Annotated in this window: 18 protein-coding genes; 9 read left to right on the plus strand and 9 right to left on the minus strand. The window is 63.8% G+C overall.

The genetic code is table 11. The features are described 5' to 3' along the window. Positions 1-22: 22 nt before the first annotated feature. Positions 23-769, minus strand: coding sequence for a 3-oxoacyl-ACP reductase family protein (locus LXM55_RS16315; protein WP_233321320.1), 747 nt, complete (start codon positions 767-769; stop codon positions 23-25). Between the two features lie 125 nt (positions 770-894). Between LXM55_RS16315 and LXM55_RS16320 the strand changes: the two genes are divergently transcribed. After that, positions 895-1818: a LysR family transcriptional regulator gene (locus LXM55_RS16320; RefSeq protein WP_233321321.1), complete on the plus strand. Its 924-nt coding sequence runs from the start codon at positions 895-897 to the stop codon at positions 1816-1818. A gap of 22 nt (positions 1819-1840) precedes the next feature. Here LXM55_RS16320 and LXM55_RS16325 read toward each other — a convergent pair whose 3' ends face one another. From LXM55_RS16325 to LXM55_RS16335, 3 genes are all read right to left on the minus strand, one after another. Next, entirely contained in the window at positions 1841-2569 is a 729-nt protein-coding gene (locus tag LXM55_RS16325) for an aspartate/glutamate racemase family protein (RefSeq protein WP_233321322.1), read from the minus strand. Between the two features lie 54 nt (positions 2570-2623). Beyond that, the gene (locus LXM55_RS16330) at positions 2624-4171 is read right to left on the minus strand and encodes an NCS1 family nucleobase:cation symporter-1 (RefSeq protein ID WP_233321323.1); all 1548 of its coding nucleotides are present in this window, start codon (positions 4169-4171) and stop codon (positions 2624-2626) included. A 487-nt stretch (positions 4172-4658) separates the two neighbouring features. Next, positions 4659-5393 (minus strand): phosphoadenylyl-sulfate reductase, encoded by a 735-nt coding sequence (locus LXM55_RS16335; protein WP_233321324.1) that lies wholly within the window; start codon positions 5391-5393, stop codon positions 4659-4661. A 175-nt stretch (positions 5394-5568) separates the two neighbouring features. Between LXM55_RS16335 and thrH the strand changes: the two genes are divergently transcribed. Then, positions 5569-6186, plus strand: a complete 618-nt coding sequence (thrH, locus tag LXM55_RS16340) for a bifunctional phosphoserine phosphatase/homoserine phosphotransferase ThrH (protein ID WP_233321325.1) — start codon at positions 5569-5571, stop codon at positions 6184-6186. A 113-nt stretch (positions 6187-6299) separates the two neighbouring features. On the opposite strand, the gene pabB is transcribed toward thrH, so the two are convergent. The 4 genes from pabB to rloA all read right to left on the minus strand — a co-directional run bounded on the left by pabB (position 6300) and on the right by rloA (position 10880). Continuing rightward, on the minus strand, positions 6300-7643 hold the full coding sequence (gene pabB / locus LXM55_RS16345; RefSeq protein WP_233321326.1) for an aminodeoxychorismate synthase component I: 1344 nt from the start codon (positions 7641-7643) through the stop codon (positions 6300-6302). Positions 7644-7819: 176 nt separating this feature from the next. Further along, positions 7820-8806 carry an alpha-L-glutamate ligase-like protein gene (locus tag LXM55_RS16350; RefSeq protein ID WP_233321327.1) on the minus strand — a complete coding sequence of 329 codons (987 nt, stop codon included), beginning with the start codon at positions 8804-8806 and terminating at the stop codon, positions 7820-7822. After that, positions 8806-10338 (minus strand): osmotic stress tolerance membrane protein RloB, encoded by a 1533-nt coding sequence (rloB, locus tag LXM55_RS16355; RefSeq protein WP_233321328.1) that lies wholly within the window; start codon positions 10336-10338, stop codon positions 8806-8808. Before rloB ends, LXM55_RS16350 begins: the two co-directional genes overlap by 1 nt. A 5-nt stretch (positions 10339-10343) precedes the next feature. After that, complete coding sequence (gene rloA, locus LXM55_RS16360) at positions 10344-10880, minus strand: retropepsin-like aspartic peptidase RloA (RefSeq protein ID WP_011060179.1); 537 nt, start codon at positions 10878-10880, stop codon at positions 10344-10346. Between the two features lie 267 nt (positions 10881-11147). On the opposite strand from rloA, the gene LXM55_RS16365 reads away from it, so the two are divergent. The 6 genes from LXM55_RS16365 to prpD all read left to right on the plus strand — a co-directional run bounded on the left by LXM55_RS16365 (position 11148) and on the right by prpD (position 19755). Then, positions 11148-11870, plus strand: coding sequence for a GntR family transcriptional regulator (locus LXM55_RS16365; protein ID WP_233321329.1), 723 nt, complete (start codon positions 11148-11150; stop codon positions 11868-11870). Continuing rightward, a complete protein-coding gene (gene prpB / locus LXM55_RS16370; protein WP_011060181.1) occupies positions 11867-12760 on the plus strand; it encodes a methylisocitrate lyase in 894 nt (297 codons plus the stop codon). Before LXM55_RS16365 ends, prpB begins: the two co-directional genes overlap by 4 nt. A gap of 175 nt (positions 12761-12935) precedes the next feature. Beyond that, positions 12936-14063, plus strand: a complete 1128-nt coding sequence (gene prpC, locus LXM55_RS16375) for a bifunctional 2-methylcitrate synthase/citrate synthase (protein WP_233321330.1) — start codon at positions 12936-12938, stop codon at positions 14061-14063. A 200-nt stretch (positions 14064-14263) separates the two neighbouring features. Further along, positions 14264-16858 (plus strand): Fe/S-dependent 2-methylisocitrate dehydratase AcnD, encoded by a 2595-nt coding sequence (acnD, locus tag LXM55_RS16380; RefSeq protein ID WP_233321331.1) that lies wholly within the window; start codon positions 14264-14266, stop codon positions 16856-16858. Between the two features lie 61 nt (positions 16859-16919). Continuing rightward, positions 16920-18110, plus strand: a complete 1191-nt coding sequence (prpF, locus tag LXM55_RS16385; RefSeq protein WP_233321332.1) for a 2-methylaconitate cis-trans isomerase PrpF — start codon at positions 16920-16922, stop codon at positions 18108-18110. Between the two features lie 160 nt (positions 18111-18270). Beyond that, complete coding sequence (gene prpD / locus LXM55_RS16390) at positions 18271-19755, plus strand: 2-methylcitrate dehydratase (protein WP_233321333.1); 1485 nt, start codon at positions 18271-18273, stop codon at positions 19753-19755. Between the two features lie 122 nt (positions 19756-19877). On the opposite strand, the gene LXM55_RS16395 is transcribed toward prpD, so the two are convergent. Continuing rightward, positions 19878-20831, minus strand: coding sequence for a DMT family transporter (locus LXM55_RS16395; protein ID WP_233321334.1), 954 nt, complete (start codon positions 20829-20831; stop codon positions 19878-19880). A 93-nt stretch (positions 20832-20924) separates the two neighbouring features. Here LXM55_RS16395 and LXM55_RS16400 point away from each other — a divergent pair, with 93 nt between their 5' ends. Then, entirely contained in the window at positions 20925-22349 is a 1425-nt protein-coding gene (locus LXM55_RS16400; protein WP_233321335.1) for an aminotransferase-like domain-containing protein, read from the plus strand. Positions 22350-22377 lie beyond the last annotated feature (28 nt).

The raw sequence follows: 22377 nt of genomic DNA on the forward strand, positions 1-22377 counted from the left end.
GGCCCGTTTTTTTTGCCTGATATCAGGCGCTGAAACCACCGTCGATGCTCAAGCTGGCGCCAGTGATGTAGCCCGCTTCAGGGCTGGCCAGGTAGGCCACGAAACCGGCGACCTCCTCGGCGTGGCCATAACGGCGGATGGCCATCAGGTCCATCAGGCTCGCGGCGAAGTCGCTGTCGGCGGGGTTCATATCGGTGTCCACTGGACCTGGCTGCACGTTATTGATGGTGATGCCCTTTGGGCCCAGATCCCGGGCCAGGCCCTTGGTCAGGCCCACCAGCGCAGCCTTGCTCATGGCATAAGGGCCGCCACCGGGGAAGGGCATGCGCTCGGCATTGGTGCTGCCGATATTGATGATGCGACCGCCTTCGCCCATGTGTCGCGCGGCTTCCTGGGTGGCGATAAAGACGCTGCGTACATTGATCGCCAGGGTCTGGTCGAAGTCTTCCAGCTTGAACTCCTCCAGTGGCGCCACGGCCAGTACTCCGGCGTTGTTGACCAGGATATCGAGGCGGCCAAAGGCCTGGACGGTGCTGTTCACCGCGCGACGAATGGCTTGCGCGTCGGCACTGTCGGCCTGGATCGCCAGGGCCTTGCCGCCTTTGGCAGTGATGCTGTCCTGCAGCGCCTGGGCCTTGCTCACCGAACTGACGTAGGTAAAGGCGACGCTGGCGCCTTCTGCGGCCAGGCGCTCGACGATGGCCGCGCCGATACCGCGGGAACCGCCTTGGATCAGGGCCACTTTGCCGCTGAGGTTGTGCTTGCTCATGTGCTTCTCCAGAGATTCAAGGCCGGGTTGCCTTGTGCTTGGGGCGAGTATCTGCCGCTGATTAGCCTCTGAGTAGCCAGTAATTCCTCTATTCTGTGTAAACCAAAAGTTTAGAGTGGCCAGCTATGGAAGCCTTCAGCAGTATCGAGTGTTTTGTCCGCAGCGCTGAGGTGGGCAGTTTTGCCGAGGCTGCGCGGCGGCTCGGGTTGACCCCGGCGGCAGTGGGTAAGAGCGTGGCCAAGCTGGAAGCCCGGGTCGGTGTGCGCCTGTTCCAGCGCAGTACCCGGCGCTTGACCCTGACCGAGGCGGGGCGGCTGTTCCTTGCCGAAGTCGCTGACAGCCTGCAGACCATCCAGAACGCCGTCAGCACCCTGGCCGACGCCCAGGGACGTCCGGCCGGTACGCTCAAGGTCAGCATGGGCACGGTGTTCGGTGGGCTGTACATAGTGCCGATGCTCGGGGCCTTTCTGCAGCGCTACCCGGACATCCATCCCGACTGGCATTTCGACAATCGCCAGGTGGACCTGATCGGTCAGGGTTTCGATGCCGCCATCGGTGGTGGTTTTGAACTGCCTCAGGGAGTGGTTGCTCGGCGCCTGTCACCGGCCCATCGGGTGCTGGTGGCGAGCGCGGATTACCTGCAGGAGCGTGCGCCGATCAATGGCCCGCAAGACCTGCGGCATTGCCGGGGGATTCTTATCCGCTCACCGCAGACTGGGCGTATCCGCACCTGGCAGATGACTGGCCGGGGAGGGCAGATGTGCCCTTTGGAGCTCAAGGCCAGTATGACCATGAGCGACTCCGAGGCCGCCTGCATCGCTGCGGCCCAGGGCCTGGGGCTGGCTTTGGTGAGCATGCCGTTTGCCATCAACTACCTGGACTCCGGCGCCCTGCAGCGGGTGTTGCCGGACTGGTACGTGGATGACGGTTTCACCTCGATCTACTACGCCGAGCACAAGATGCTGCCGGGCAAGACCCGGGCCTTCGTCGACTTCGTCATTCACCAGTTTGCCGAGCAGGGCCTGGCGCGGCGTTTCAGCGCCGCCTGAGGCGGCGCTGTCCGGCGGTTTCTCAGCGACCGAAGCGGGGCGGCCAGCCGATCACCTGTTTCTGGCGTGGCGTGGCATAGGTGCGCACCTTCGAGGTGGACAGCCCCAGGCGCACCAGGGATTCGGCGACGGTGACCGCCGCCGTCACCCCATCCACCACCGGCACCCCGGTGCGCTGGCGAATCTGTTCATCCAGCCCGGCCATGCCGCCACAGCCCAGGCAGATCACTTCGGCCTTGTCCTCGGTCACCGCCCGTTCGGCCTGGCGCACGATGGCTTCCACCGCCCGCAGCGGGTCTTCCTCCAGTTCCAGCACCGCCAGGCCGCTGGCCCGCACCGAGGCGCAGCGCTCGTAGAGCCCGGACAGTTTGAGCCGGTCTTCGATCAGCGGCACGGTGCGATCCAGGGTGGTGACCACCGAATAGGCGTGGCCGAGGAACATCGCGGTGCTGGCGGCGGCGTCGGTGATGTCCACCACCGGCACATTCAGCAACTCCTGCAGGCCTTCGCGGCCGTGCTCGCCGTAGCCGGCCTGGATCACTGCGTCATAGGGCTGGTCGTAGGCCAGCACTCGATCCATCACGGCGATGGCCGCCAGGTAGCTTTCGAAGTTGCCTTCCACCGATTCGGCGCCGAAGTAGGGGGTCAGGCCGACGATCTCGGTGCCCGGCGCCGCCACGCTTTGCGCCTGGCGGGCGATGGCCTGGGTGATGGAGTCGGTGGTGTTGACGTTGACCACGAGAATTCGCATGAGGGTTCCTTGCAGGTTGGGCGGTTCAGGCCCGGCACGCCGGGCCGTTCAGGTTCAATGACTGACGTTGTCCACGGCGATGGATTCGCCACTGATGTCGGCGTACCCGGGCTGGCGCTTGGCGATGATCAGGTACAGCAGGCCGGCGATAGCGGCGCCGATCAGCCAGGAAAACGGCGAGACGCTGGCAAAGCCCGGCACCAGGGCCAGCACGATGGCGATCAGCGCCGCGGGAATAAAGGCCGCCAGCGCCCGCAGATTGATCCCGCGGCTGTAGAAATAAGCCCCTTGCGGGTCTTCGCTGTAGAGCTGCGGCACGTTGACCTGGGCTTTGCGCAGGATCCAGTAGTCCACCATGATCACCCCGTACAGCGGGCCGAGCAGGGCGCCGAGGCCGGAGAGGAAATACACGATCACCAGCGGGCTGTTGTACAGGTTCCACGGCAGGATCAGCACCGCCAGCGCCGCACTGATCAGCCCGGCGCGGCGGAAGGTCAGGTACTTGGGCGCCAGGTTGCTGAGAACGAAGGCCGGGGCGACGAAGTTGGCCATGATGTTCACCGCCACGGTGACGATCAGGAAGGCCAGGCAGCCCAGCACCAGGAACAGCGTGTTGGGGATCGAGGCAATGATCTCGGTGGGGCTCTCGATGACCCGGCCGTTGATCTGGAACTGTGCGCCGCACAGCAGCACGGTGATGGTCGCGAACACCAGGATGTTCACTGGCAGGCCCCAGAAGTTGCCAACCTTGATGGTCTTGCGGCACGGCGAGGAGCGGGCGAAATCGCAGAAGTTGAGAATCAGCGTGCCGTAGATCGCCAGCCACAGGGCGCCACCGGCGAAGATCTGCCGCCACATTTCGCCACCGCTCAGCGGCTCGCGGATCGACCAGGCAATCTGCCCGTCGGCCTGGGTGTACATCCACCCGGCGAGGCAGGCCACGGTCAGCAGAATGATCGGCCCGGCGAAGGCTTCGTAGCGGCGGATCATTTCCATGCCGTAGGCGAGGATGACCAGCTGCACCAGCCAGATCACCACGAAACAGGCCCAACCCAGGCTCGACAGGCCGAGGATCGAGTTGTGGTCGTAGTCGGCGAACCCCGGATGAATGGCCGTGAGCAACACCCGAAACACCACCGAGGCCAGGTAGGTCTGGATGCCGAACCAGGCGATCGCGATCACCGCGCGGATCAGCGCCGGTATCTGCGCGCCATGGATGCCGAAGCTGATGCGGCTGATCACCGGGAACGGCACGCCGGTCTTCTGCCCCATGTAACCGGACAGGTTCATGAAGAAATACACCAGTGCCGCGCCTATGCCCAGCGACAGCAGGATCTGCCAGCCACCCAGCCCCAGGGCGTAGAGGCCGATGGCAAAGGAGTAGTTGGCGATGTTGTGCACGTCGTTGGTCCACAGGGCAAAGATGCTGTAGCCACCCCAGCGCCGACCCTCGACCTTGGTCGGTGCCAGGTCGCGGTTATGCAGGCGCGGGCTGAGGACAATAGGGTGCGGGTGGGGATCGGCGACGGGGTGCTGGGCGTTGGGCGAATGCAGCGAGGAGGGCAGATCCAGTGCGATGTTGTTGGAAGGGCTGGTACGCATTCCGGCATGCTCCTGATTCCGGCCCTGGATGACTGTGCTTGAGCGCAAGGCTCGACAATCTTCGTCGCAGGGGAGGAATCACTGGGTTCGGGGCATCTGCAGCTTGAGCCGTGGATCAGGCGTGCGGACGGTTAGTGTATGTATGTTTTGATTTTTTTGTATACAAAACATAAGTCGACTAAAGCCACTTCTGTGCCAATTTCGTGACTATGAAATTGGCTGCTGATTTCGTTTTGTTATGGTTTGTTCCTAACCATCTGAAAATATGTGATTAAAAATTGACCGTTTGAACAGGTATTTATTTTTTGTCGGGCACGGCTGGGCACCGCATGGAGAGTGGCGGAAGAAAGGCCTGTAACCTTTTGGGGCGGGTGCTGTTTTATGTGCACACAAAAATGGCACTGATGGTGACATTTTTGTGTACATGTTTTGTTGCGAGTTGGCGTTTTAGTACGGGTGCCCGTAAGGAGCGCCCGCAGGGAAGGGGTCAGGCTTTGCTGATGAGGTTGCCGGCGTGCAGGCCACATTCCTTTTGGGTGGCTTCCTCCCACCACCAGCGGCCTTCGCGCTCGTGCTGGTTGGGCAGTACCGGGCGTGTGCAGGGTTCGCAGCCGATGCTGATGAAACCGCGTTCATGCAGGCTGTTGTACGGCAGTTCGAGCATGCGGATGTAACCCCAGATCTCCTCGCTGCTCATCTGCGCCAGCGGGTTGAACTTGTACAGGGGGCGCTCCGGGGTGGAGAAGGCGCTGTCGATTTCCAGCACCGCCACCTGGCTGCGGGTGCCTGGGCTCTGGTCGCGGCGCTGGCCGGTGGCCCAGGCACTGACCGTGGACAGTTTGCGTCGCAGCGGCTCGATCTTGCGGATGCCGCAGCATTCGCCATGGCCATCCTTGTAGAAGCTGAACAGGCCCTTTTCCTTGACGAAGGGTTCGAGCTTGCTGTGGTCCGGCGAGATCAGTTCGATGTCGATCTTGTAGTGTTCGCGCACCTGATCGATGAAGCGATAGGTTTCCGGGTGCAGGCGCCCGGTGTCGAGGCTGAACACCTTGACGTTCTTGTTCAGCTTCCAGGCCATGTCCACCAGCACCACGTCCTCGGCGCCGCTGAAGGAGATCCACAGGTCATCGCCGAACTGGGAGAAGGCCAGCTTGAGAATGTCCTGGGCGGATTTGTTGGCATAGGTCGCGGCGAGTTCAGCGACGTCGAACGATGGGGTCATCAGGGCGGTTTCCTACAGGTCGGTGGCGCTGTGCGCTCTATAGGGGGGCGATCTTAACAAAATCCACCCGGCCCTGGCGCGCTCCTCTGCGTTGCACCTGCGCAGGCGAGTCGCTAGAGTTCGGCAGTCCTTTTGCTCGCTCAACTTCAATAATCAGAACCAATGGGAGTGTCTTGTGGAAATTGCCTGTCTCGATCTGGAAGGTGTACTGGTCCCGGAAATCTGGATCGCCTTTGCCGAAAAAACCGGGATTGAATCCCTCAAGGCAACCACCCGGGATATTCCCGACTACGACGTATTGATGAAGCAGCGCCTGCGGATTCTCGACGAGCACGGCCTGAAGCTGTCCGACATCCAGGAAGTGATCGCCACCCTCAAGCCCCTGGACGGCGCGGTGGAGTTCGTCAACTGGCTGCGCGAGCGTTTCCAGGTGGTGATTCTCTCCGACACCTTCTATGAGTTTTCCCAGCCGCTGATGCGCCAGCTGGGCTTCCCGACGCTGCTGTGTCACCGCCTGATCACCGATGACGGCGGTCGGGTCACCGGTTACCAGCTGCGTCAGAAGGACCCCAAGCGCCAATCGGTGCTGGCCTTCAAGAGCCTGTACTACCGGGTGATCGCGGCGGGGGATTCCTACAACGACACGACGATGCTCGGCGAGGCCGATGCCGGCATCCTGTTCCATGCCCCGGACAACGTGATCCGCGAGTTCCCGCAGTTCCCCGCGGTGCACAGCTTCGCCGAGCTGAAGCAGGAATTCATCAAGGCTTCCAACCGCGCCCTGAGCCTGTAAACCGCACCTGTAGCCGCTGCCGCAGGCTGCGATCGACTCCGAAGGAGGCGTCGCTCTTGAGGTCCTGAAGCCCCTGCGGGGCTTGTCGCAGCCTGCGGCAGCGGCTACAGGGGTCAGAGCTTCTGCAGCGTCTCCAGCAACACCCGCACCTTGGTGATGGATTCCTGGTACTCCGCCTGCCAGTCCGAATCCGCGACTATCCCGCCGCCACCCCAGCAACAGATCTGCCCGTCCTTGGCCAGCAGGCTGCGGATGGCGATCGAGCTGTCCATTTCCCCGCGCACGTCCAGGTACAGCAGCGAGCCGCAGTACAGGGCGCGGCGCGTCGGTTCCAGCTCGTCGATGATCTGCATCGAGCGGATCTTTGGCGCGCCGGTGATCGAGCCGCCGGGGAAGCTGCCGGCAATCAGGTCCAGGGCGTCCTTGCCGGGTGCCAGTTCGCCGGTGACGCTGCTCACCAGGTGGTGCACGTTGGGGTAGCTTTCCAGGCTGAACAGCTCCGGCACTCGCACCGAGCCGGTACGGCAAGTGCGCCCCAGGTCGTTGCGCAGCAGGTCGACGATCATCAGGTTTTCCGCGCGGTCCTTGGGGCTGGCCAGCAGCTCGGCGGCGTTGGCCGCGTCTTCGGCCGCGTCCCGGCCGCGCGGGCGGGTGCCCTTGATCGGCCGGGTTTCCACCCGGCCCTGGCTGACATGAACGAAGCGCTCCGGCGACAGGCTGAGCACCGCGCCGCCCTCGGGCAGGCGCTGGAAGCCTGAGAACGGAGTGGGGCAGGCCGCGCGCAGGGCGCAGTAGGCGGCCCAGGGATCGCCCTGGTACTGGCCGCGAAAGCGCTGGGCGAAGTTCACCTGATAGCAGTCGCCGGCCTGGATGTAGTGCTGGATACGCTGGAATGCCTGGCGATAGTCCTCGGCGCCGAGGTCGGGCTGCAGGGGGCTGGCCAGCTTGAACGTCGATCCTGGCGATGGCAGTGGCTGGCTGAACAGCTGGATCAGGCGCCGACGCTCCGCCTCTTCCAGGCTGGGGTGGAACAGCAGTTGGCTGGTGCCCGCCCGGTGGTCATTGATCAGCGCCCAGGCGTACAGGCCGAAGCGCGCGTCCGGCAGGTGCAGGTCATCCCGGGCCTGGCTCGGCAGGCGCTCCAGATGGCGGCCGAAGTCGTAGCTGAGGTAGCCGATCAGGCCGCCGGCGAAGGGCAACTCATAGGGCGCCGGGACTTGGGCCGGGCCCAGCTGCTGCAGGTTGTGCCGCAGACGCTGGAGGAAGTCGCCGCCACTTTCGTCGGCGGCCACCGTCAGTTCGGCCAGCGGCCAGGCGCTGAGCAGGTCATAGCGGCCGCGCTCGGCGCTGGGCCGGCCGCTGTCCAGCAGCACGGCGCCGGGAGCGTGTTCGATTGCCGCGAAATATTCGGCGGGGTTGGCGCGATAGGGGAGCGGGTGTACGGAACAGGTCAACATGCGGGGCAAATCAGCCATCGGAGCGCGGTTGGCGATTGTATGCCTGTGCAGGAGTTGCTCCTAGAGGGGATGTCGGTGATTGCCTGATTCACGGCGCATTCACCGACCGGTAGCCGCTGCCGCAGGCGGCGAAAAGGTCCGCAGGACCTTGTGTTCGCAGCCCGCAGCCGCGGCTATCAGCCTTCCATCGGGGGGATGTGACCGAACAGGTCCTGGGCGAAGCGCACCCGCTCTTCGACGCTTTCCACGATGCCCCGGGCCTTGAGTGCCTCAAGGTGGGCTTCAATGGCGTGGGTGCGCTGGGTCAGGCCACAGTCGTTGGCGATCTGGATGTTCAGCCCCGGACGGGCGTTGAGTTCGAGAATCAGCGGGCCCTTGTCCTGGTCCAGGACCATGTCCACGCCGATGTAGCCCAGGCCGCAGAGCTCGTAGCAGCCGGCCGCCAGCTTCATGAAGCCGTCCCAGTAGGGCAGTTGCACGCCGTCCACGGCGTTGGTGGTGTCCGGGTGCTTGGCGATGATGTTGTTCAGCCAGGTGCCGCGCAGGGTCAGGCCGGTGGCCAGGTCGACCCCGACGCCGATGGCGCCCTGGTGCAGGTTGGCCTTGCCCCCGGACTGGCGGGTCGGCAGGCGCAGCATGGCCATCACCGGGTAGCCCATGAGCACGATGATGCGGATGTCCGGCACGCCTTCGTAGCTGATGCTCTTGAAGATCTGGTCCGGGGTCACCCGGTATTCGATCAGCGCCCGGTCGCGGTGGCCGCCCAGGGAATACAGGCCGGTGAGGATGCTGGAAATATGGTGCTCGATTTCCTCGTGGCTGATGATCTTGCCCGACACCGTGCGATAACGGCCCTCGAAGCGGTCGGCGATCACAATGATGCCGTCACCGCCAGCGCCCTGGGCCGGCTTGATCACGAAGTCGTTGCGTTCACCGATGATCGCATCGAGCTTGTCGATTTCCTTCTCGGTGGAGATCACCCCGTACAGTTCCGGCACATGGATGCCGGCCTTGATCGCCCGCTCCTTGGTGATGATCTTGTCATCGACGATGGGGTACAGGCTGCGCTTGTTGTACTTGAGCACGTAGTCGGCGTTACGCCGGTTGATGCCCATGATTCCCCGCGCTTCCAGGGCTTTCCAGGTCTTCCACAGGCCGAACATCAGGAGTCGGCCTTGACGAAGGCTTTGAAACGCACGAGCTCCGTCAGGCGGTAGCCGCGATAGCGACCCATCGCCAGCATGAAGCCCACCAGGATCAGCAGCATCGCCGGGAAGGTGAAGACGAAGTAGGTCAGCTCCGGCACGCTCATGATCAGGTGCGCCAGGGAGGCGGCGAACAGGGTGCCGATGGCGACTTTCATCGCGTGGCCGCCGCCGCGCTCTTCCCAGGTGATGGACAGGCGTTCGATGGTCATGGTCAGGATCACCATCGGGAACAGCGCCACCGACAGGCCGCGTTCCAGGCCCAGCTTGTGGCTGAACAGGCTGATGGCGGCGATCAGCACCACGACGAAGGTCAGCACCACCGACAGCCGCGGCAGCATCTGCAGTTTCAGGTGTTCGAGGTAGGAGCGCAGGGACAGCCCCAGCGCGGTGATCACCGTGAACAGCGCGATGCCGAAGCCCAGCTGGGTTTCGCGGAACGCCAGGGCGATCAGCACCGGGGTGAAGGTGCCCAGGGTCTGCAGGCCGATCAGGTTGCGCAATACCAGGATCACCAGCACGCCGATGGGGATCATCACCATGATCATGAAGGTCTGCTGGGTCTGCAGCGGCAGGCCGTACAGCGAGTATTCGAGGAAGTTGGCGTCGGTGTTCTCGTCGGTCAGCTTGGCCAGGCGAATGGCGTTCATTTCGCTGTTGTTGAGGCTGAAGGTGACGTTGGCTTTCTTGCCGCCATCGACGGTGATCAGGTTGTCGTCACCGGTCCACCACAGCAGGCGGTCGCTGGGCATGCCCTGTTCGCCGGTTTCCGGGTTGAAGTACAGCCAGTCAGTGCCGTTGAAGCTGCGCAGCCAGAGCTCCGGGGTCTGTGGCTGGTCGGCCACCAGGCGGATGGTGTGGACCTTCTCCATCGGCACATGAGCGATGGACAGCAGCAACTCGACGATCTTGGCCTTGTTGGCGCTGGACGAGTCGCCAGCCAGCAGCAGCTTGGCGTTGTCGTCATTGGCGTTGTTGACGCGCTTGATGGCTTCGCTGATGAAGGTCTCAACGTCCGCCGAGTGCTGGCGGATCGGCGCCAGCAGGGCGTCGGCAGCGATCTTTTCCGGGCCTTCCACGGCCATGCTGTCACGGAAGGTCGGGCCCTTGACCTTGGCTTTCTCGGCGCTGTAGCGCTTGGTCAGCACCAGGCGGTAGTACAGGGTCTGGTTGCCCTTGGCCCGGCGCGCCGACCAGGTGACCTTGCGGTTGCCGTCGACGCGGTTCACCGCCACCCCGTAGTTGTTGGAAATGAAGCTTTCGTTAAGGCTCACGTAGTCCCGGCTCAGGGGCGGCACGAACATCTGGATCTTGATCGGGTCCTTGCCGTTGGCGACGAATTCGACCTTGGCATCGATGTTCCACAGATCGTCGGTAGCGTCTTCGGTCACCGGAATGCCGAGCACGAAAATCTGATAGGCCGTGATCGAAATGCCCAGCACCACCAGGATGGCGATCAGGACTTTCAGATGAAGGGTAAGAGAGCGCATTGGAATTACTCTGCGGTATGAGCGTCGGTGGCGCAGGCGGGTTTGCCAGCAGCGTATTTAAGACTGGGGTCGACCAGCGCATCGAAGCGTTTCAAGGCTTCGGAGCCAATCAGCAGCGGGTATTGGAAGGCGCTGCGGTCGGTCAAGTTCACTTCGATGCTGCGCAAGGCACTGCCCATGCACACATCCAGGGCGATGACCGGGCGGGCGGTGTAGTTCTTGTCCTCATCGGGGTCGTAGTCGCCGGCGCGGCGCTTGATCTTGCTGACCCGGGCCAGGGGCCGTTCGATGGGGTGGGAATGGGCGGCGTCGATGGCCAGGTAGAAGCGTACCCAGGACTCGCCATTGCGCTTGAAGCGCTTGATATCGCGGGCGCTCAGGGAAGCGGTCTTGGCCCCGGTGTCGAGCTTGGCCGCCACTTCCAGGTCGATGCCCGACAGTCGTGCGTATTCATTCAAACCGTAGACGGTCTTGCCAGCGGCGGCGCTGATGCCGGGCAGGGCAAGCAGGCAGAGCAATAGGGGAAGGGCCTTGAGTCTCATAGATCCTGATGGGCATGGGTTCTTCAGTTCAAGGCGACTGGCACGGCTGCGCAAGCTCCTTCGTATGCGTGCCATTAAAAGATGACAGGCCAATGCGGGCGGCATTCTAGCATGCTGGTTTTATGGCGCCAGCGCCGGGGCGGGGCCTTTTGTCTCGTTCTGGTGCAAAGGGTTATTAGACGATTGTCGACAATCTCTATTTTTCCTTTGACTGTATTCGCTGTATTGGCTAGTTTTTGCCTCATTGATTTTAAAGGTGTCGACAATATGCTGGAGCAACTCGAACACCCGATGCCGGCGCAGGACGATTCTGAAACCCTGTCCGAAAACGTCTTCCGGCGGATCCAGGCGGCCATTGTCAAGGGTGAGATTGCCCCAGGCAGCAAGATCTCCGAGCCCGAGTTGGCGCGCACCTACGGCATCAGTCGCGGTCCTCTGCGCGAAGCCATCCACCGCCTGGAAGGCCAGCGTCTGCTGGTGCGGGTGCCGCACGTCGGCGCCCGGGTGGTATCCCTGAGCCACGCCGAGCTGATCGAACTCTACGAAATCCGTGAATCCCTGGAAGGCATGGCCTGTCGCCTGGCGGCGGAGCGCATGACCACCGAGGACATCAATGAACTGCGCCGGGTGCTCGATACCCACGAGTGCGACGCCGCCTTCCAGGCCGGGGTCGGCTACTACCAGCAGGAAGGGGATTTTGACTTCCACTATCGGATCATCCAGGGCGCTGGTAACCGCACCCTCACGCAAATGCTCTGCGGCGAGCTGTATCAACTGGTGCGCATGTATCGCATCCAGTTTTCCGCGACCCCCAACCGCCCGCACCAGGCCTTTGCCGAACACCACCGGATTCTCGATGCCATTGCCGATCGCGACGGCGAACTGGCCGAGTTGTTGATGCGCCGCCACATCGGCGCCTCGAAACGCAATATTGCGCGTCACTACCAGGACAGCGCCCATCAGACAGCCACTCCACGAGGTGAGTCATGAGTTCCAACAAGAGCACTCCAGGCCAGCGTTTCCGCGATGCGGTCGCCAGCGAACAGCCGTTGCAAGTGGTCGGCGCGATCAACGCCAACCACGCCCTGCTGGCCAAGCGCGCCGGTTTCAAGGCGATCTACCTGTCGGGCGGCGGGGTCGCCGCCGGTTCCCTCGGCGTGCCTGACCTGGGCATCACCGGCCTCGACGACGTCCTCACCGACGTGCGCCGCATCACCGACGTCTGCGACCTGCCGCTGCTGGTGGACGTGGACACCGGCTTCGGTTCCTCGGCCTTCAACGTGGCGCGCACCGTCAAGTCGATGATCAAGTTCGGCGCCGCGGCGATCCATATCGAAGACCAGGTCGGCGCCAAGCGCTGCGGTCATCGCCCGAACAAGGAGATCGTGTCCCAGCAGGAAATGGTCGACCGCATCAAGGCCGCGGTGGATGCCCGCACCGACGACAGCTTCGTGATCATGGCGCGCACCGATGCGCTGGCGGTGGAAGGCCTGGAATCGGCCCTGGAACGCGCCGCGGCGTGCATCGAGGCCGGCGCCGACATGGTGTTCCCGGAAGCCATCACCGAGCTTGAGATGTACAAGATCTTCGCCGACCGGGTGAAGGCGCCGATCCTGGCCAACATCACCGAATTCGGCGCCACCCCGCTGTACACCACCGAACAGTTGAAATCTGTGGATGTTTCCCTGGTGCTGTACCCGCTGTCGGCGTTCCGTGCCATGAACAAGGCGGCGGAAAACGTCTACACCGCGATCCGTCGCGACGGCACCCAGCAGAACGTGATCGACACCATGCAGACCCGCATGGAGCTCTACGAGCGCATCGACTACCACAGCTTCGAACAGAAGCTCGACGCGCTGTTCGCGCAGAAGAAAGGCTGAATGAGGTTTTGTGGGAGCGAGCTTGCTCGCGATGGCCGTCAACGCTAATGCGCAGCCCCTGATTCGCTGGGGCGCGCGGGCCTGGATCGCGAGCAAGCTGGCTCCTACAGTGTCGGGGTGAGTCCCGACCAACGAAGTTGCCAAGTCCCTAACAAATTCAAGATTGGAGAGAGCAATGGCCGAAGCAAAAGTATTGAGTGGCGCAGGTCTGCGCGGCCAGGTCGCCGGGCAAACCGCGCTGTCCACCGTGGGCCAGGCCGGTGCCGGATTGACCTACCGCGGCTATGACGTGCGCGAACTGGCGGCCGATGCGCAGTTCGAGGAAGTCGCCTACCTGTTGCTGTACGGCGACCTGCCGACCCAGGAACAACTGGCCGCCTACAGCGCCAAGCTGAGCAAGCTGCGCGACCTGCCACAAGCCCTGAAGGAAGTGCTGGAGCGGATTCCGGCCCAGGCCCATCCGATGGACGTGATGCGCACCGGTTGCTCGTTCCTCGGCAACATCGAGCCGGAGAAGGACTTCTCCCAGCAGCACGATGTCACCGACCGCCTGCTGGCGGCCTTCCCGGCGATCATGTGCTACTGGTACCGCTTCAGCCATGAAGGCGTGCGCATCAACTGCGTCAGCGACGAGCAGACCATCGGTGGCCACTTCCTGCACCTGCTGCACGGCAAGAAGCCCAGCGACTTGCACGTCAAGGTGATGAACGTGTCGCTGATTCTCTACGCCGAGCACGAGTTCAACGCCTCCACCTTCACCGCCCGGGTCTGTGCCTCGACCCTGTCGGACCTGTATTCGTGCATCACCGCCGCCATCGGTTCGCTGCGTGGCCCGCTGCACGGTGGCGCCAACGAGGCGGCCATGGAGCTGATCGAACGCTTCCAGAGCCCCGAGGAGGCGACCGCCGAATTGCTGCGGATGCTGGAGCGCAAGGACAAGATCATGGGTTTTGGCCACGCGATCTACAAAGACAGCGACCCGCGCAACGAGGTGATCAAGGGCTGGTCGAAGCAGCTGGCTGACGAAGTCGGTGACAAGGTGCTGTTCCCGGTGTCCGAAGCCATCGACAAGACCATGTGGGAGCAGAAGAAGCTGTTCCCCAACGCCGACTTCTACCACGCCTCGGCGTACCACTTCATGGGCATCCCGACCAAGCTGTTCACCCCGATCTTCGTCTGCTCGCGCCTGACCGGCTGGGCCGCCCACGTGTTCGAGCAGCGAGGCAACAACCGCATCATCCGTCCAAGCGCCGAGTACATCGGCGTTGAACAGCGCAAGTTCGTGCCAATCGAACGCCGCTGACCGGGAGGGCGCCGGCACTGTGGCTTGAATGCTCCACACCTGTAGGAGCGAGCTTGCTCGCGATCGCGATGAATCAGCCGACAGCGACGTCGGACCTGCGTCCGTCATCGCGAGCAAGCTCGCTCCCACAAGGGATGGATGCCCATGCAGCCCCGTGCCGGACGCTTCCTTTGAAACTACCGTGATCGAGTTCCCTGACCATGAACACTGAATTTCGCAAGACGCTGCCCGGCAGCCAGCTGGACTATTTCGACGCCCGTGCGGCGGTCGATGCGCTGCAACCCGGCGCCTACGACAGCCTGCCCTACACCTCCCGCGTACTGGCGGAAAACCTGGTGCGTCGCTGTGATCCGGCGACCCTCAACGCCTCCCTCGGGCAACTGATCGAACGCCGTGACGACCTGGACTTTCCGTGGTTTCCGGCCCGCGTGGTGTGCCACGACATCCTCGGCCAGACCGCGCTGGTGGACCTGGCCGGCCTGCGCGACGCCATCGCCGATCAGGGCGGTGACCCGGCCCTGGTCAACCCGGTGGTGCCGACCCAGCTGATCGTCGACCACTCCCTGGCCGTGGAATGCGGCGGTTTCGACCCGGACGCCTTCGACAAGAACCGCGCCATCGAAGACCGCCGCAACGAAGACCGTTTCCACTTCATCAACTGGACCAAGAAGGCCTTCAAGAACGTCGACGTGATCCCGCCGGGCAACGGCATCATGCACCAGATCAACCTGGAGAAAATGTCCCCGGTGATCCAGGTGCGCGACGGGGTGGCCTTCCCTGATACCTGCGTCGGCACCGACAGCCACACCCCCCACGTGGATGCCCTGGGCGTGATCGCCATCGGCGTCGGCGGCCTGGAAGCCGAGAACGTCATGCTCGGCCGCGCTTCGTGGATGCGCCTGCCGGAAATCATCGGCGTCGAGCTCACCGGCAAGCTGCAACCGGGGATCACCGCCACCGACATGGTGCTGGCGCTGACCGAGTTCCTGCGTAAGCAGAAAGTGGTCGGGGCCTGGCTGGAGTTCTTCGGCGCAGGCGCCGCGGCACTGACCCTGGGCGACCGCGCCACCATCTCCAACATGGCCCCGGAATACGGCGCCACCGCGGCGATGTTCTACATCGACCAGCAGACCATCGACTACCTCAAGCTCACCGGCCGTGAAGACGAACAAGTGCGCCTGGTAGAGAGCTACGCCAAGCACACCGGCCTGTGGGCCGACAGCCTGAAGAGCGCGCGTTACGAGCGCGGTCTGCAGTTCGACCTGTCGTCGGTGGTGCGCAACATGGCCGGGCCGAGCAACCCGCACGCCCGGGTCGCCACCCGCGACCTGGCGGCCAAGGGCATTGCCGGGCAGTGGTCCGAAGTGCCGGGGCAGATGCCCGACGGCGCGGTGATCATCGCCGCCATCACCAGCTGCACCAACACCAGCAACCCGCGCAACGTGATCGCCGCCGGCCTGCTGGCGCGCAACGCCAACAAGCTGGGGTTGACCCGCAAGCCGTGGGTCAAGTCGTCCCTGGCCCCGGGTTCGAAAACCGTGGCCATGTACCTGGAAGAAGCCGGCCTGGGCCATGAGCTGGAGCAGCTGGGCTTTGGCGTGGTGGCCTTTGCCTGTACCACCTGCAACGGCATGTCCGGCGCCCTGGACCCGGTGATCCAGAAGGAAATCATCGACCGTGACCTGTACGCCACCGCCGTGCTGTCGGGCAACCGCAACTTCGACGGGCGCATCCACCCTTATGCCAAGCAGGCGTTCCTGGCTTCGCCGCCGCTGGTGGTGGCCTACGCGATTGCCGGCACCATCCGCTTCGATATCGAGAAGGACGTGCTGGGCCTGGATGCCAGCGGCCGGGAAATCCGCCTCAAGGACATCTGGCCGAGCGACGAAGAGATCGACGCCGTGGTCAAGGCGGCGGTCAAGCCGGAGCAGTTCCGCAAGGTCTACATCCCTATGTTCGCCATCCACGAAGACACCGGTCCGAAAGTCGAGCCGCTGTACGACTGGCGTCCACAGAGCACCTACATCCGCCGTCCGCCTTATTGGGAAGGGGCGCTGGCCGGCGAGCGCAGCCTCAAGGGCATGCGCCCGCTGGCAGTGCTGCCGGACAACATCACCACCGACCACCTGTCGCCGTCCAACGCCATCATGCTCGACAGCGCGGCCGGCGAGTACCTGGCGAAAATGGGCCTGCCGGAAGAGGACTTCAACTCCTACGCGACCCATCGTGGCGACCACTTGACCGCCCAGCGCGCAACCTTCGCCAACCCGAAACTGTTCAACGAAATGGTCCAGGAAAACGGCAAGGTCAAGCAGGGCTCCCTGGCGCGGGTCGAGCCGGAAGGCAAAGTGACGCGGATGTGGGAAGCCATCGAAACCTACATGCAGCGCAAGCAGCCGCTGATCATCATTGCCGGCGCCGACTACGGTCAGGGTTCTTCCCGCGACTGGGCGGCCAAGGGCGTGCGCCTGGCGGGTGTGGAAGCGATCGTCGCCGAAGGCTTCGAGCGCATCCACCGCACCAACCTGGTGGGCATGGGCGTGCTGCCGCTGGAGTTCCTCACGGGCACCGACCGCAAGACCCTGGGCATCGACGGCACTGAAACCTACGACGTGATCGGCGCGCGTACACCTCGGGCGCAACTGACCCTGGTGATCCAGCGCAAGAACGGCGAGCGGATCGAGGTGCCGGTGACCTGCCGCCTCGACACCGCCGAAGAGGTGTCGATCTACGAGGCGGGCGGGGTGCTGCAACGCTTCGCCCAGGACTTCCTGGAATCGGCAGTAGCCAGCTAAGCAACGTACCGGGGGCGGGCCGCAAGGCACCGCCCCCGGTCATTATCGGGACCTGAAATTCATGGCATTTGTAGCGCAGATCAAGATTCCCGCCACCTACATGCGTGGCGGCACCAGCAAGGGCGTGTTCTTCAACCTCAAGGACCTGCCCGAGGCGGCCCAGCTGCCGGGCGCGGCCCGTGATGCCCTGCTGTTGCGGGTGATCGGCAGCCCCGATCCCTATGACAAGCAGATCGACGGCATGGGCGGCGCCACCTCCAGCACCAGCAAGACGGTGATCCTGTCCAAGAGCATCAAGGCCGATCACGACGTCGACTACCTGTTCGGTCAGGTGGCCATCGACAAGGCCTTCGTCGACTGGAGCGGCAACTGCGGCAACCTCTCGGCGGCGGTCGGTTCGTTCGCCATCAGCAGCGGCCTGGTGGACCCGGCGCGCATTCCGCAGAACGGCGTGGCGGTGGTGCGTATCTGGCAGGCCAATATCGGCAAGAGCATCATCGCCCACGTGCCGATCACCAACGGCGAGGTTCAGGAAACCGGTGATTTCGAGCTGGACGGCGTGACCTTCCCGGCGGCCGAAGTGCAACTGGAGTTTCTCGACCCGGCGGCCGAGGAAGAGGGCGCCGGCGGTTCGATGTTCCCCACCGGCAACCTGGTGGACGACCTGGAAGTGCCCGGTGTCGGCACCTTCAAGGCGACCCTGATCAACGCCGGGATTCCAACGATCTTCATCAACGCTACGGACATCGGTTATCGCGGCACCGAACTGCAGGGCGATATCAATGGCGACCCCAAGGCCCTGGCGATGTTCGAGACTATTCGCGCCCACGGTGCCCTGCGCATGGGCCTGATTCAGCACCTGGACCAAGCCGCCCAGCGCCAGCACACGCCGAAAGTGGCCTTTGTCGCGCCGCCTGCGGATTACCAGGCTTCCAGCGGCAAGGCGATCAAGGCCGGGGATGTCGACCTGCTGGTGCGCGCCCTGTCCATGGGTAAGTTGCACCACGCGATGATGGGCACCGCCGCGGTGGCCATTGGCACCGCGGCGGCGATTCCCGGCACTCTGGTCAATCTGGCGGCCGGTGGTGGCGCGCGCAGCGCGGTGCGTTTTGGCCACCCTTCGGGCACCTTGCGCGTCGGCGCCGAAGCCACCCAGAACGAAGGTGACTGGACGGTGGTCAAGGCCATCATGAGCCGCAGCGCGCGGGTGCTGATGGAAGGCTGGGTGCGAGTGCCCGGCGACAGTTTCTAAGCCGAGTAGTGCCGGCGGTGGTGGCGGGGCTCCCTCGCCACCACCGCCCATCGTGATGTTGTTATTGAATCGCTGAGCAGGCGCAGACCTGCGATGCCGTTATTGACCTGAACCTGAGGAAGCACCGTACCTACAACCTTGCAACAGGAGTGAAGCCCTCATGAGCGCCAACGTAGACCTGAACAACCGTCCCGATTACGACCAGGTCCTGCAGGACATCGCCGACTATGTCCTGAACTATTCCATCGACTCCCGAGAAGCCCTCGATACCGCTCGCAACTGCCTGATGGACACCCTGGGCTGCGGCCTGCTGGCCCTGCGTTTTCCCGAATGCACCAAGCACCTGGGGCCCATCGTCGAAGGCACCGTGGTGCCCTTTGGTGCGCGGGTGCCCGGCACCAGCTACCGCCTCGACCCGGTAAAGGCGGCCTGGGACATCGGCTGCATCGTGCGCTGGCTGGACTACAACGACACCTGGCTGGCGGCCGAGTGGGGGCATCCTTCGGACAACCTCGGCGGGATTCTGGCGGTGGCCGATCACCTGTCGCAAAAGCGTGTGGCCAATGGCGAGGCGCCGCTGACCATGAGCGATGTGCTCAAGGCGATGATCATGGCCCATGAGATCCAAGGCGTGATTGCCCTGGAAAACTCCTTCAACCGCGTCGGCCTCGATCACGTGCTGCTGGTGAAAGTCGCCTCCACCGCGGTCTGCGCCAAGCTGATGGGGGCCAGTCGCGAGCAGTTGCTGGCGGCGCTGTCCCAGGCCTTCGTCGATGGCCAGGCGCTGCGCACCTACCGTCACGCGCCGAATGCCGGCTCGCGCAAATCCTGGGCGGCGGGTGACGCCTCCAGCCGTGGGGTGCGCCTGGCGGATATCGCCCTGCGTGGCGAGATGGGCATTCCCGGAGTGCTGAGCGCGCCGCAGTGGGGCTTCTATGACGTGCTGTTCAGCCATACCAACAAGGACCTGGCGCTCAAGCCCGAGGGCCAGCGACAGTTCAAACTGGCGCAGAAATACGCCAGCTACGTGATGGAAAACGTGCTGTTCAAGATCAGCTTCCCGGCGGAGTTTCATGCGCAGACCGCGTGTGAGGCGGCGGTGATTCTGCACCCGAACGTGCGCAATCGCCTGCACGAAATCGACCGCATCCTGATCACCACCCATGAGTCGGCGATCCGCATCATTTCCAAGGTCGGGCCGCTGGCCAATGCCGCCGACCGCGATCACTGCCTGCAATACATGACCGCGGTGCCGCTGGCCTTTGGCACCCTGGTGGCCGAGCACTATGAGGACGACTTCCACGCTGCGCACCCGATCATCGATCAGTTGCGCGAAAAAATGCAGATCGTCGAGGAGCCTCGCTATACCCGTGAATACCTGGAAGCCGACAAGCGCTCGATCGCCAACGCGATCCAGGTGTTCTTCAAGGACGGTTCCAGCACCGAGCAGGTGGCGGTGGAATACCCCATCGGCCACCGGCGCCGCCGCGCCGAAGGCATCCCGCTGCTGGAAGACAAGTTCAAGGCCAACCTGGCCACACGCTTCACCGCCCAGCGCGCGACGCAGATTTTCCAGTTGTGCAAGGACCAGGCGCAGCTGGAGGGCACGCCGGTGCACCGGTTTGTCGACCTGCTGGTGATTTGAGGCTGTCCCCTCCCTTGTAGGAGCGAGCTTGCTCGCGAAGAACGTCAAGGATGACGCAGGCTCGCCGGGCGAACGCGGTGCCCTCAGAAGCATCGCGAGCAAGCTCGCTCCTACGGATTTTCTTAGCGTTGGGTGGGCTTTCCGGACAGCCATTTATCCAGCGGCAATTTGGTGATGGCGAAGCCGCCGAGCAGGGTCGAGGAGTACAGCAGCAGGTCGCGGGACAGGCTCTGGCCTTCGTACCAGGCGCCGATGATCACCGCGAACACCGGGAAGATGATGAAGACGAAGGACAGGATCACCGGGTTCAGGCGCTTGAGCAGGAAGAAGTAGACGATGAACCCACCCACCGAAGCGGCCAGCCCCAAGTACAGCAAGGCGCCCCAGGAACGCGGGCTGATGGCGGCAAAATCCGGGCTTTCCACGGCCAGCCCGGCCAGGCACAGCAGCAGGCCGGCGATGCCGATCGGCAGGGTGTTGTAGGTGATGACGCTGATGGCGCTGCCGTGTTTCTTGGTGACCACGTAGCACAGCGCATGCAGCAGCGCCGCGCCGAGAATCGCCAGCACCCCCGAGAGTTCGTTGTGATCGCTGAGCAGGCCCTGGCCGCGGATGATCTGGAACAGGCTGGCAAAGCCGACGGCGATGCCCAGCAGTTGCGCCAGATGAATCTTTTCCCGCAACAGCAGGGCGGAAAAAATCAGGATGAACACCGGCATGCAACTGAACAGCAGCGCGGTCAAACCCGAGGAGACGTGCACCTCGCCGTAGTTGAGCAAGGTGTAAGGCAGGCTGAAGTAGCACAGGGTGACAAACACCAGGAACCCCCGGCTGCCCTTGGGGAACATCAACGGCTCGCGGCGCAGCCAGGCAAAGCAGGCGAACAACGGGAAGGCAATCAGAAAGCGCAACCCGGCGGCGGTCAGCGGTGGCACGCTTTCCACGGCAATCTTGATGCCCAGCCAGGTCGTGCCCCAGCTCAGGCAGACGATCAGGAACAGGGTGCAGGTGACCAGCGTGGCGAGCCAATGGCGAGGCAGGGCTCGGGTGTCAGGTGTGATGGTGGTGGTGCTCACGCTGGCGTTCCTTTCGTGGTGGGCAATTGACCCCTATATTGGGCGAGTCATTTGCGGTTATTGAGCCCGTAAACAACGCTATTGGGGAAAATGATGGCTGTCAAAGCAAGTATTGACACGGTGTCAATAACGCGTTCCGCGTTGCAGGATGGCGTCGGCGCCAAGTACAAGCGGCTGGCCGAGGCCTTGGACAAGGCCATCGTTGACGGTGTCTTGGCCCCTGGCAGCAAGTTGCCGCCTCATCGGCTGTTGGCTGATCAGCTGGGCGTGACCATTGGCACCATCAGTCGCGCCTATGCCGAGCTGGAGCGCCTGGGGCAGGTGGTGGCGCGGGTGGGTGATGGCACCTATGTGCGTCAGGACGGTCTGCAGCGCCAGCGTGACAGTGGCTTTCGCAACGTTGCCGAGGCGCCGGAGGCGCTGTTCGACATGAGCCGCAACACCCATATTCCGGGGGAGGAGAGCCACTTCATCGCCCAGGGCCTGCGGGCGCTGGCGGAGGACCCGCAGGGGTTGCTGCAAGTCAGCCGCTACAGCGCCGAGGCCGGCCTGGCGCGTTATCGCGCGGCGGGCGCGCGCTGGCTGGCGCAGGACGGCTTGCAGGTGGACCCCGAGCAGGTCATTTGCGTCAACGGCGCCCAGCACGGCCTGCATATCGCCTTGCTGGCGCTGCTCAAGCCTGGCGATACCCTGGCCACCGAGCACCTGACGTACCCGGGCCTGATCAGCACGGCGCGAATGCTGGGCATCAAGCTCCTGGGCTTGCCGATGGACGAGCAGGGGTTGTTGCCCGAGGCGCTGGACGAAGCGTGCCGGCAGCACCGCATTTCGGCGCTGTATTGCACCCCCACCCTGCAGAACCCCACGGCTGCGGTGCAGTCCGCGGCGCGGCGCGAAGCCGTGGCTGAGGTCTGTCACCGGCATAACCTGCTGATTCTGGAGGATGAAACCCATGCCGTGCTGATGAATCGGCGCCCAGCGCCGCTGGCGCATTTCGCGGCGCAGCGCACGGTGCTGATCAGCAGCCTGAGCAAGGCCGTGGCCTCAGGGCTGCGGGTCGGTTTCGTGCATGCGCCATTACCGCTGGTGGGGCGATTGGCCGCAGCGGTACGCGCCACCTGCTGGATGGCCACGCCGCTGCCCCTGGAGCTGGTGGCGGGCTGGATCGATACGGGGGTTGCCGAGCGCCTGCGTCAGCAGCAGATGGCCGAGATTGCCCGGCGCAAGGCGCTGGTGGCGGGGCTGTTGCAGGGGCTGGAGTGGCACAGCCCGGAGGGTTGCCCGCATTTCTGGATCAGGGTGGTCGAGCCGTGGCGAGCCTCTGAAATCGAAGCGAACCTGCAGCGTCAGGGCTATCAGGTGGCCACGGCCGAAGCCTTTGCCGTTGGCCAGGCTGCGGTGCCGCAGTTCATCCGAGCCAGTGTCTGCAATACCACCGCGGATGACCGCAGGCTGCAGGAGGGTTTCACCGCCTTGGCTGCGGCCCTGCGCCAGGACACTGGGCTGGCGTCCTGGTAGGTTCCATGGCCTGGGCGCCGAAGCCCTG

It is taken from the genome of Pseudomonas sp. Au-Pse12, assembly GCF_021341665.1.
Lineage (GTDB): Bacteria > Pseudomonadota > Gammaproteobacteria > Pseudomonadales > Pseudomonadaceae > Aquipseudomonas.